Raw genomic sequence first — 11,619 nt, 5'->3', positions numbered from 1 at the left:
CCACCATGCTCGCCGTTTGTGTCATCTCTTCAGATGCAGTTGCGACTAAATCCACTTCTTTGAATTGAGATTCACTGCTCGTTCGAGTTGCCATCGCCGCATTTTTGGCTTCAACCGTCGTTTGGGCAACATCATTGGTTGTCACCACCACGTCTTTGATTGTTGACTGAAGTTTTTCCAAAAAGAGATTAAAACCCTTAGCCAGTTGGCCTATTTCATCTTGCGACGTAACGTTTAGACGCTGAGTAAGATCACCCTCACCTGACGCAATGTCATCAAGGCGTACCACCACTTCTCGAATTGGTTTGACAACGCGTTGCGCCAAAATAGCAATAAGAGCCAAACCAACCAGGACAAATATCCCGCCCGTCAATAATTCACTTTTTACACTCGACGCTAAGTTGCCAGACAGAACTTCATCTAACGCGACGGCATCGGCGACAACCACCGAGCGAGGCATTTCAAAAATAACGCCCCAGGTTTGATTGGCGACCGTCATTGGAGCAAAAACCGTTAGCCATGAATCATCATTACTCCAACTTGTCGTTAGCTCGCCGCCAAATAACAGATCAGTCACTTTATCGCGACTTACAGTACTACTTTGAAACGCACTTCCAATCACGAGACTCGGATCGTCACTCGCGATCAAAGAACCATTCAAACTGATGATAAATAATCGGCCACGTCCTTCAAACAGACTTGCATCGGATTCAGCGATTACGTTAGTCAGTTGATCGAGTTTAAGATCAATACCAAAGAAGCCGATTGGAACCTCGTCAACAAGAATGGGAACAGAAATGGATGAGGTAAGAAATTCTCTATCTTCTTGGGTAATGAGCCTGGGTGTTGAGACACAAATCTCACCACTTGCAATTGGGCAGTAAAAACGCTCACTTTCACTTTCTTGTGCCAAGGACTTTTCTGATAACACATTAGCAATGATATTTTCGCCGTTTTCTGCCGTTTTCCAATAAGAAGCAAATCGGCCAATGTCATTGGAACCTACATAATCGGCGTTTACATAATTACCATCTTCCCCATCCAGAAGATCCGGTTGGAATACCAGATAAGCCCCTTCGATGGCATCGAACTCAGCAACCGATTGACGCACCATTTCATCCAAAGCAGTACGTAACTCTTCACTTGAACCAAAGTTTTCTTCCGTATTTCGTTTGAAAAATAACGCGTTTGAAGCCAGCATTTCAGCTCGGTATATCGCTTCATCGAGAAATTGAACAACCTCAGTAGCGTTCAATCGAGCGCGCGTTTCAAGAAGCTGCTGAGATTTGTCTATCACCGACGTTGAACTTTGAGCGGTGATGACCTTTTGATTCCCTATCGCGTTGTAAACGGAGAATCCGACAAGAGATAATGAAGTGATCAGTAGGCAGCAACCTGCTAAGAGGGTTATTTTCCACTGTACGGAAAGAGTTCGCATCTTACATCCTTATAAGCAAACAGTATGAAATTTCGGTTAAAATAGTCCTGACCATTAGAATTAAAGCACACTGTTTTACTCCGTCAATCAGAACTTTACTTAAATGTTAATATTGTAATCAGTAACCACATAATATTTTATGTGTTTGACCGTTGTCCTCATTATAAGAGGTGATAGAATCCTACTTTGCCTCTTCTATATGGATGACTTATGAAAATCATCAGCTTTAATATCAATGGCCTTCGTGCTCGTTTACATCAATTACAAGCCGTTATCGACAAACACCAGCCGGATGTTATAGGCCTACAAGAAATCAAGGTTCACAATGATGCATTCCCCCTTGAAGCGGTTGAAGCCATGGGTTATCACGTCTATTTTCACGGACAAAAAGCACACTATGGCGTGGCCATGTTGTGTAAAAAAGAGCCTATTTCAGTCACGTATGGATTCCCAACCGACACGGAAGACCATCAAAAGCGCATGATTATGGTTACCGTTGAAAATGACAAGGGTGAACCTGTAACCGTGCTTAACGGCTACTTCCCACAAGGCGACAATATTGCTCACGAAACTAAATTCCCTTATAAAGAGCAGTTTTACAAAGATTTAATGACTTACCTTAATGTTAACCACAGTAATGATGAAAAACTGGTGGTGATGGGCGATATTAACATTAGCCCGATTGATGCTGATATCGGCATTGGGGAGCCAAACAAAAAGCGTTGGTTGAAAACAGGTAAGTGTTCATTCCAACCCATCGAACGTGAATGGTTAGCGACTCTGCAGCAATGGGGCCTTGAGGATACCTTTAGAAACTTGCACCCAACCGTCGATGACCAATACTCGTGGTTTGACTACCGCTCCCGTGGCTTTGACGACAATCGAGGGTTACGCATTGATGTTGTCTTAGCAACGCCTTCACTGGCCGCTCAATGCATCGACGCTGGCATTGATTACGAGCTGCGAGGTATTGAAAAACCGTCAGACCATGCGCCCATATGGTCAACCTTTTCTTTTTAGTACTTTGTGCATTGAGTGCCAAGAAATTGAGTACCAAAAATAAAACAGGCTTCTTCTTAGAAGCCTGTTTCTCGTTTCGTTATTCGCCATGAACGAATCATCTAGAAGAGTAGCAAAATGGCTTAAAGCACTAGCTAAGTGGTCTAAGGTACGCTAGAAAACGTTTCTCAGCATGTTTAAAGCACCACAGAATAATAAACGTCAAGCCCATGTAAAATAGTCCTGCGGCCAAGAACGATTCAAACGGGGCGTAGTAACGAGCATTAACGAGACGGGCTGCACCGGTTAAGTCCATAATAGTCACAATACCTGCCACTGCACTGCCGTGAAGCATGAAGATCACTTCGTTACTGTAGGCAGGAAGTGCGCGACGCAATGCGCTCGGCAGAATGATTCGACGATATGTTTTCGACATGCTCATTCCATACGCTTTTGCGGCTTCCACTTCACCCTTCGGCAAACCGTTAATCGCACCACGTACAATTTCCGCCGTGTACGCTGACGTGTTGAGGACAAACGCGACGAGCGCGCAAAACCACGCGTTTTCCCACAATGTATCCTTCACTGGGAAAAACTGGTCCATACCGTAATAAATCAAATAGAGCTGCACTAACAGCGGTGTGCCACGAAAAAAGTAGATGAATGTCCAGGCTGGCGCATTCCAAAAGTAATTAGGGCTGTTTCGGGCTATCGCTAAAGGGATGGCGATGGCTAAACCTAGCACTAAAGCGCAAGAGACAAGCCAGGTTGTTGTCCACAAACCATCAAGATAGATAGGAAAGCTATCAATCAGTAAAGAGAAATCCATCATCTACCTCGCATGAATGCTGAATTTACGCTCGACCAACTTAAGTAACCCCGTTGATACACTCGTAAAGAATAGGAAAATCACAGCAACCGTCATATAAAAAGTAAAAGGCATTTTCGTTGAACCCGCAGCTAATGAACTGACTCGGACCATGTCCTCAAGCCCAATGATTGAAACCAGAGCCGTGGTTTTAAGCAAAACCAACCAGTTATTACCAAACCCTGGTAACGCGTGACGAATCATTTGTGGAAGCAAGATGCGTCGAAACGCCAGAGGACCACTCATTCCATAGGCTTTTGCCGCTTCCATCTCACCTTTATCGACCGCCATAATGGCACCGCGGAAGGTTTCAGCCATGTAAGCACCGAAAATAAACCCGATCGTTAATACCCCGGCGACAAAAGGACTGACATCGATGTAATCAGGTAAATACGCTGTCCACTCGTGATCTGGATTAGACGAGGTAAACCATTCGTTAATCCATTCATTGGTCGAGTAGAGACTATTATTCAATAAGATTTGCCCACCAAAAAAGATAAGCATCATGAGTACTAAATCAGGAATTCCACGAATGACTGTGGTGTAGAGAGTCGCGATTGCCCTTGCCCAACGATATGGGGCTAATTTGGCTAAAGCGCCGAGCATACCCAGTACCATAGCTAGGATGAGCGATAGAATGGCGACTTCGATAGTTAAAACGGCCCCTTTTAATATTGAGGCTTCGTATCCTTGTAAATCTAACATAGGTTAGTTCCTAGTCCCTAGGTTGTAGTAGACGCGAATATCCAGCTGTTGGGTACATCAATTGACTAGGAACCAACAGCCAGATATCGGCTTAGCTATTACTGGCCATATACGTCGTAGTTGAAGTATTTTGCAGCAATCTCTTGATACACACCTTTCTCACGAAGCGAAAGAATCGCCGCATCGAGAGTTTTCGTTAGGTCTTTATCTTGTTTGCGAACTGCGATACCAAAACCATCACCGAACCATTTAGGATCCGTTAACGAAGGACCAACAAATTCGTACGCTTCACCGCCCGCTTTATTGAGAACACCTTCTTCAAGTGCAGAGGCATCACCAAGAACAGAAACAATGCGACCGTTAGCTAGGTCAAGGTAGGCTTCGTCAAAAGAGCCGTAACGTACGATCTCTACTGCGCTGCCATAGTTGTCAGTTAGGTACTTATCGTGTGTTGTTGCACGTTGAACACCAATCTTCACGCCTTCAAGCTTGTCGAAGTTAAGCTCAGCGCCTTTTTTAGCGATAAATTTATTTGGAATAAGCGCGTATTTACCAGTGAAATCGATACGCTTCTTACGTTCTTCTGTAATCGACATTGCTGCGATAATGGCATCGTATTTACGAGCAAGTAGCGATGGAATAATACCATCCCAATCTTGAGGTACGATCTGACATTTCACTTTCATCTCTTCACAAAGTGCATTTGCCATATCAACGTCAAAGCCTTTGAGTGAACCATCAGCTTCAGTCCAGCTAAATGGAGGATAAGCGCCTTCAATACCAAAGCGTACTGTTTTCCATTCCTTCGCTTGGGCCATACCTGTTGCTGCTGTTGCAGCAATCGCTGCTACTAGTAACCACTTTTTCATTTCCATACTCCTGTGATTGAAATTTACTTCTATAAAGTTTGATTTTTATGTGTTTTGGGTTGTGCTTACAATTCCACTAAACCAGTTTCCTGGTCTAGTAGATCGAAGATATAAATTGCTGTAAACGCTCAGATTCTGGTGCGGTAAATAGCTTGGCTGGGTCGCCTTGCTCTTCAACGATACCTTGATGTAAGAACATCACATGGTTAGAAACATCACGAGCAAACGCCATTTCATGAGTAACAACCAACATAGTGCGCCCTTCTTCGGCAAGATCTCGCATAACACCAAGAACCTCACCAACAAGTTCTGGGTCTAATGCAGAAGTCGGTTCATCGAACAGCATCACTTCTGGATCAACCGCTAAAGCGCGAGCGATTGCTGCACGTTGCTGTTGCCCACCCGATAAGTGACCAGGGTAATAATCTTTTCGTTCGTACAAGCCCACTTTCTTTAACAACAATTCCGCATTTTCAATGGCTTGAGCTTTGGGAACACCGAGAACGTGTACAGGCGCTTCAATCACATTTTCCAATACCGTCATATGCGACCATAAATTAAAGCCTTGAAAGACCATAGCTAGCCGAGAACGAATTCGTTGAACTTGTTTTTCATTCGCAGGAACCGCTTCACCCGAACGATTCTTTTTCATATCGATCAATTCACCATTGACCCAAATATCACCAGACGTGGGAGTTTCAAGTAGGTTTATACATCGCAGAAAAGTACTCTTGCCTGAACCGGAAGAGCCAATGATAGAAATAACATCGCCTTTATGTGCCTCTAACGAAATGCCTTTCAGTACTTCATTTTGACCAAATGTCTTGTGTAGTTCCTTAATATCTAGCGCTGGTACTTCATTCATGCGCTCGTACTCCCTATTTCGATATGACTGCTGGGCTCCGCCCACATTGCGATTCAAACTAGCACCCCTTATTGATAGATGCAACAAATTATTAACCTGTCTTTTTGAAATATATAGCTACTTTATATGAGTAATAATTCAAACATCAGGCTAATAATCTACCAAAGACGCATAAAATGAATAATTTGAATCATTATTCCAACATTGCAAATGTTAATGGATTTATAAAAAATAGATATGGTTCAACATTTGTAAACCTTTACTTATCTTGTTCACTACGTTTGTTTCAAAAATCACTCGTAATAGAATGTAGCTTACTTTCATTATCAATATTTTTTATGTAACTTAATTTCAATATCAATATTACTTTTACACACATCTCCCTCAGTTCTGTAGCTTTATTTCACAATGTTTTATAAAGTGATCAAGATCAATCAAGCCATATAGCAAGCGGGGTAAACTCGCAAAAAATCGAAAGTGTAAACAAACACTACATGCTTTATCTTTAATTGAGAATTAACACAATTATCTCGTACCACTCCAGCAACTTACTACTAACGAGTTGCAGGTTTCGGATTGAACAAATGACTACTTTTATTATGAGGAATCTATGTCAGACGCAGTGAATAAACCGCACTCTGATTCGGATATTGAGAACAAGAGCTACCAAGAGCTCCACCGTCCAGCATCTGAGTTTGCTAGCCGTTCAGACTATTTAGATCATGAACTGCAAATTATGAAACCACGCCGCTTTGGGCTTAACCTGCCTGGTCGTGATTTCCGATTTGAATTAGAAGACTTAGTACCTGCCCTTGCTGGTACGATTGGTATTATCGCCATGTACTCTGCGGTAATGATGTCTTGGGCTGATGGCCTAACGGCGGCATGGGATCATGTTGAGCTAGGCAAGGACTTCGCCATTGAAGTAGCCCGTGTTGAAATGCTTATCCCAGCGTTACTGTTCTGTATCTTGGCATCTGGTATATTTAACCCTAGAGCAAACTTAGCCGGTAACCACGGCCCGATGATTCCTCTGATCGGTAGTATCGCTCTTGCTGGTGCCCACCCTCTTGCGCTTGCTATTTTATTAGGCGTTTTCGGTTTGTTGCTCAGTTACTTCAAAGGGGGATCCAAACTGGTTAACCTCACTTCCCAAGGAACAGCTGGGGGGTTATTAATATTCCTCGGCTTTACTGGTGTAATGAGCCAAATAGGTTCGATTCAAACATGGGCAACAGGACTTCAGTCTTCTACAGTGGAAGCCGGCAGCCTTGGCTACATTGGTTTAGTGGTACTAGGCATCAACATTGTGGTTTACGCGATTCTCGCGAAGATCAACATGCGTTGGTTGGCGATTCCTGTTTGTGCGTTCACCGGCCTTATAATTGCTTTAGGCCTTGGAGCGGGTTTTGACCTTACGTTTGAAACAGAAATGGGCTTACCTAATCTAAACCCTGTTTACTGGTGGGGAAGCACAGAACAAGGTTGGCAATTAGGTCTTCCTAATCTGGAACACTTCATTGCATCACTTCCATTTGCCATTCTTGCGGTTGCGATGTGGTCGCCAGACTTCCTAGGTCACCGTATCTTCCAAGAGCTGAACTACCCACGTAAGACTGAAAAAGTATTAATGGACGTGGATGACACTATGACCATGTGTTCTTTCCGTCAAATGGTGGGGACTGCAGTAGGTGGTGGTAACATCACATCATCTTGGGGAACGTACATGATCCCGGCTGCAATCGCTAAGCGCCCTATTCCTGCTGGTGCGATTTTACTGGGTTCACTGTGTATTATTGTTGCAATCCTTGGTTTCCCAATGGATGTTGCGGTATGGCCTCCAGTGATGCGTGTTGCTCTTCTTGTGGGGGTTTTCTTACCTCTGCTTGAAGCAGGTATGCAGATGGTCAAAGACACGAAGGATTCTCAAGCTGCGGGTATTTGTATCTTCGGATCAGCGGTTGTTAACCCTGTGCTAGCTTGGGCACTGACGATGCTTCTCGATAACAATGGTTTGATTGGTGATAAAGAGCGTGCTTCTAAATTATCATTCGTAGACAAAATTGTGATTCCAGCTGGCGTACTCATCATTTGTTTGATTGCTATGCTTGCTGTTGGTATGTTAGAAAGTCAGTACGGGCTTAAAGCCTGGCTGTAGATTAAAAAAAAGTTAGGGTGATGGCGTTCATCACCCTTTTTTTTCAACTTTATTTTACTTTTATTGATTTAGTTTAAGTTTTGTAAAAATATTTTAGAGTATGATTCGCCCATGTCGTGAGTGTTGTTATCCAAAATTTAATGCCACACTCGATGTAAATGGCAATATGTATAATTTTCGAGATGCCAGTTTCTACTATTATAGATATTGTTATTAATGTGAGTACTGATCTTCCTCTGAAGATAGCTGTTCATACAGTGAACCCAGTACGTGTTTTTTCTACTAAAAAGGTAGGTATGTCATGGCAGAGCAATTTGCTAAAGCTTGGGAAGGTTTTGCTAACGGTGATTGGCAAAACGAAGTAAACGTTCGTGATTTTATTCAAAAGAACTACACGCCGTATGAAGGCGACGAATCTTTCCTAGTTTCTGAAGGTACTGAAGCAACTAACGTGCTTTGGAACAAAGTAATGGAAGGTATCAAACAGGAAAACGCAACGAAAGCACCTGTTGATTTCGATACGTCTGTTATCTCTACCATCACTTCTCATGATGCTGGTTATATCGAACAAGACCTAGAAACAATTGTTGGTCTACAAACAGAAAAACCACTAAAGCGTGCCATCATCCCTAATGGTGGTGTACGTATGGTTGAAGGTTCTTGTAAAGCATATGGTGAAACTCTTGACCCTATGGTTTCAAAGATCTACTCAGAATACCGTAAAACGCACAATGCAGGTGTTTTCGATATCTACACACCTGACATTTTAAAATGTCGTAAATCAGGTGTTCTAACAGGTCTTCCTGATGCATACGGTCGTGGTCGTATCATTGGTGACTACCGTCGCGTAGCACTATACGGTGTAGACTTCCTAATGAAAGACAAGCAAGCTCAGTTTGCTTCTCTTCAAGAGCGTTTCGAAAATGGCGAAGATCTCGCTGCTACAATGCAACTTCGTGAAGAAATCTCTGAGCAACACCGCGCTCTAGGCCAAATGAAAGTAATGGCTGAGAAATACGGCTTTGATATTTCTGGCCCTGCTCAAACAGCTCAAGAAGCAATCCAATGGACTTACTTCGGCTACCTAGCGGCAGTTAAATCTCAAAACGGTGCAGCAATGTCTCTAGGTCGTACTTCGACTTTCCTAGACGTGTTCATCGAGCGTGATATTGCTTCTGGTGCTATCACTGAAGTTCAAGCTCAAGAAATGATTGACCACTTCGTAATGAAGTTACGTATGGTTCGTTTCCTACGTACTCCTGAGTACGATGAGCTATTCTCTGGTGACCCAATCTGGGCTACTGAGTCAATGGGTGGTATGGGTGTTGATGGTCGTACACTGGTTACGCGTTCAAACTTCCGTTTCCTAAACTCGCTATACACTATGGGGCCTTCTCCAGAGCCAAACATCACGGTTCTTTGGTCTGAGCAGCTTCCAGACGGCTTCAAACGTTTCTGTGCGAAGGTATCTATCGATACGTCTTCTATCCAGTACGAAAATGATGACCTAATGCGTCCTGACCTAGGTTCAGACGACTACGCTATCGCATGTTGTGTTTCACCAATGATCGTTGGTAAGCAAATGCAGTTCTTCGGTGCTCGTGCTAACCTTGCGAAAACAATGCTTTACGCAATCAACGGCGGTGTCGATGAGAAGCTGAAGATGCAAGTTGGCCCAGTTGGCGACAAGATCACTGACGAAGTTCTAAGCTACGATGACGTAATGGGTCGCCTAGACACATTTATGGATTGGTTAGCAAAACAATACGTGACTGCGCTTAACAGCATCCACTACATGCACGACAAGTACAGCTACGAAGCGTCTCTAATGGCTCTTCATGACCGTGATGTTCGTCGTACTATGGCATGTGGTATCGCAGGTCTTTCTGTAGCGGCTGACTCTTTATCTGCAATCAAATACGCAACGGTTAAACCAGTGCGTGATGAAGACGGCATCGCGATCGATTTCGATATCGAGGGTGACTACCCTAAATTTGGTAACAACGACGCACGCGTAGATGACATCGCATGTGAACTTGTTTCTACGTTTATGGGCAAAATCCGTAAACTTAAGATGTACCGTGACGCTATTCCGACTCAGTCTATCCTTACTATCACTTCTAACGTTGTGTACGGTAAGAAAACAGGTAACACACCTGACGGCCGTCGTGCTGGTGCTCCTTTCGCTCCTGGTGCTAACCCAATGCACGGTCGTGATGAGAAAGGTGCTGTAGCTTCACTGACTTCAGTAGGTAAACTACCGTTTGCAGACGCACAAGATGGTATCTCTTACACTTTCTCTATCGTGCCAAACGCACTAGGTAAAGAAGAAGATAGCCAACGCGCTAACCTTGCAGGCCTTATGGATGGTTACTTCCACCATGAAGCTGGCGTTGAAGGTGGCCAACACCTTAACGTGAACGTTCTTAACCGCGATACACTAGAAGACGCTGTTAAGCACCCTGAGAAATACCCACAGCTAACTATCCGTGTTTCTGGTTATGCTGTTCGCTTTAACTCTTTAACTAAAGAGCAGCAAGCTGACGTAATCGCGCGTACTTTCACTGAATCTTTATAAGATTTAGCGAAACATAAAGCGTAGAAGCCCTGCTTACTCATTCAGTAAGCAGGGCTTTTTTCCGACTACAATTCACCAAAAATCGTTGTTAAGTCTATTAATTCGATTACGCGCACAGTTTTAACGCTTCATTATTCTATCGCTCACTTTGGCGTGTTTTTTGCTGTACTATTTAGAGTCAGTAATCAGTTGTAGTACTAAAATGAAGTCTCAAATTCTCCTTGCTTTAATTATCGCCTCGTCAAGTGTTACCGCATCTGAACGATCCACCGTTTCATTTTCTCTTGATAACGATGGCATCTTTGGGGTCGACCAAGATTACACCAATGGTATTTTTCTCTCTTATACCTCTGGGGCAATCAATACTCCTTGGATTCTTACCCCTCTAAGCTTATCCGTTTGGGGAGCCTCTCCCTTAGACAAAGTCGAGTTTACGTTAGGGCACAAAATGTGGACGCCTTCAGACATTGAAGCAATGGAACCCCTTGCCAATGACCGGCCGTATGCAGGTTACTTCCATGGTGAACTTAACTTCATCAGCCTTCACCCACAGCAAGCTCAGCGATTTAACCTCACTCTTGGTGCAACCGGTGAAAATTCATTAGCGGGTCAAGCACAAAAATTAGTTCATAGTATTACTGGATCTGACGATCCAAACGGTTGGGACTACCAAGTTGATGAAGGTCTGGTCGGCAGTGTTGGCTATCTATCGCACTTTAATTGGGGGCGCAGCCGTTCATTCGGTAATACTGAATTGGAAGTGTCTAACGTCAGCGAAGGTAATATAGGGAGCTTTAGAAGTGATCTTTCTACTGGGATGATGTTTCGATGGGGTACGGACCTTGGCGGCAACATGGGCGCTGCCAACATTTCAACAGAAAATCCATTTCGACCCGGTATGATTGGCGCGTCTAATACTGCTTGGTTTGTCTTCACTGGCATTGAAGGTCGCTATCGATTCAACGACATCACCATTGAAGGCGAACGACCTAATATTTCGAATCCTGAGAACTACCCAAGCACTCTTGAAAACTGGCAATCTACGGCGGTCTTAGGCGCGGTTTGGTACAACCAATACGTCGGAGTCAGTTTAACCGTCACCGCAAAAACCCCCGATTATAAAGAAGCACCAAGCTCGA

At 43.7% G+C, this 11,619-nt stretch carries 9 protein-coding genes; 4 read left to right on the top strand and 5 right to left on the bottom strand.

The genetic code is table 11. The features are described 5' to 3' along the window. Nucleotides 1-1,438, bottom strand: a 1,438-nt coding sequence (locus tag ACP45E_RS13705) for a methyl-accepting chemotaxis protein (protein ID WP_069585114.1), incomplete at its 3' end; no start/stop codon positions are given. 210 nt (nucleotides 1,439-1,648) lie between these two features. On the opposite strand from ACP45E_RS13705, the gene xthA reads away from it, so the two are divergent. After that, entirely contained in the window at nucleotides 1,649-2,458 is an 810-nt protein-coding gene (xthA, locus tag ACP45E_RS13700) for an exodeoxyribonuclease III (RefSeq protein WP_017037319.1), read from the top strand. 130 nt (nucleotides 2,459-2,588) lie between these two features. Here the strand turns inward: xthA and ACP45E_RS13695 are convergent, their stop codons facing one another. From ACP45E_RS13695 to ACP45E_RS13680, 4 genes are all read right to left on the bottom strand, one after another. Continuing rightward, nucleotides 2,589-3,266 carry an ABC transporter permease gene (locus ACP45E_RS13695; RefSeq protein ID WP_026026518.1) on the bottom strand — a complete coding sequence of 226 codons (678 nt, stop codon included), beginning with the start codon at nucleotides 3,264-3,266 and terminating at the stop codon, nucleotides 2,589-2,591. 3 nt (nucleotides 3,267-3,269) lie between these two features. After that, the gene (locus tag ACP45E_RS13690) at nucleotides 3,270-4,010 is read right to left on the bottom strand and encodes an ABC transporter permease (protein WP_017034865.1); all 741 of its coding nucleotides are present in this window, start codon (nucleotides 4,008-4,010) and stop codon (nucleotides 3,270-3,272) included. A gap of 98 nt (nucleotides 4,011-4,108) precedes the next feature. Then, nucleotides 4,109-4,879, bottom strand: a complete 771-nt coding sequence (locus tag ACP45E_RS13685) for an ABC transporter substrate-binding protein (protein ID WP_017037318.1) — start codon at nucleotides 4,877-4,879, stop codon at nucleotides 4,109-4,111. 94 nt (nucleotides 4,880-4,973) lie between these two features. After that, nucleotides 4,974-5,744, bottom strand: a complete 771-nt coding sequence (locus tag ACP45E_RS13680) for an ABC transporter ATP-binding protein (RefSeq protein ID WP_017034863.1) — start codon at nucleotides 5,742-5,744, stop codon at nucleotides 4,974-4,976. A 610-nt stretch (nucleotides 5,745-6,354) separates the two neighbouring features. Between ACP45E_RS13680 and ACP45E_RS13675 the strand changes: the two genes are divergently transcribed. From ACP45E_RS13675 to ACP45E_RS13665, 3 genes are all read left to right on the top strand, one after another. Continuing rightward, nucleotides 6,355-7,902, top strand: coding sequence for a DUF3360 family protein (locus tag ACP45E_RS13675; protein WP_017034862.1), 1,548 nt, complete (start codon nucleotides 6,355-6,357; stop codon nucleotides 7,900-7,902). A gap of 301 nt (nucleotides 7,903-8,203) precedes the next feature. Next, nucleotides 8,204-10,480: a formate C-acetyltransferase gene (gene pflB, locus ACP45E_RS13670; RefSeq protein ID WP_017034861.1), complete on the top strand. Its 2,277-nt coding sequence runs from the start codon at nucleotides 8,204-8,206 to the stop codon at nucleotides 10,478-10,480. Nucleotides 10,481-10,682: 202 nt separating this feature from the next. Continuing rightward, nucleotides 10,683-11,619: lipid A deacylase LpxR family protein (locus ACP45E_RS13665; RefSeq protein ID WP_069585112.1), on the top strand; the 937-nt coding region annotated here is incomplete at its 3' end.

It is taken from the genome of Vibrio genomosp. F10 str. 9ZD137 (assembly GCF_049974785.1).
GTDB lineage: Bacteria > Pseudomonadota > Gammaproteobacteria > Enterobacterales > Vibrionaceae > Vibrio.
The sequence above is the reverse complement of the archived record's forward strand: the minus strand, read 5'-3'. Positions and strand labels throughout refer to the sequence as shown.

Coding starts and splice junctions, on each gene's coding strand:
- xthA (WP_017037319.1), top strand. CDS start 1,649: ATGAAAATCATCAGCTTTAATATCAATGGCCTTCGTGCTCGTTTACAT.
- ACP45E_RS13695 (WP_026026518.1), bottom strand. CDS start 3,266: ATGGATTTCTCTTTACTGATTGATAGCTTTCCTATCTATCTTGATGGT.
- ACP45E_RS13690 (WP_017034865.1), bottom strand. CDS start 4,010: ATGTTAGATTTACAAGGATACGAAGCCTCAATATTAAAAGGGGCCGTT.
- ACP45E_RS13685 (WP_017037318.1), bottom strand. CDS start 4,879: ATGAAAAAGTGGTTACTAGTAGCAGCGATTGCTGCAACAGCAGCAACA.
- ACP45E_RS13680 (WP_017034863.1), bottom strand. CDS start 5,744: ATGAATGAAGTACCAGCGCTAGATATTAAGGAACTACACAAGACATTT.
- ACP45E_RS13675 (WP_017034862.1), top strand. CDS start 6,355: ATGTCAGACGCAGTGAATAAACCGCACTCTGATTCGGATATTGAGAAC.
- pflB (WP_017034861.1), top strand. CDS start 8,204: ATGGCAGAGCAATTTGCTAAAGCTTGGGAAGGTTTTGCTAACGGTGAT.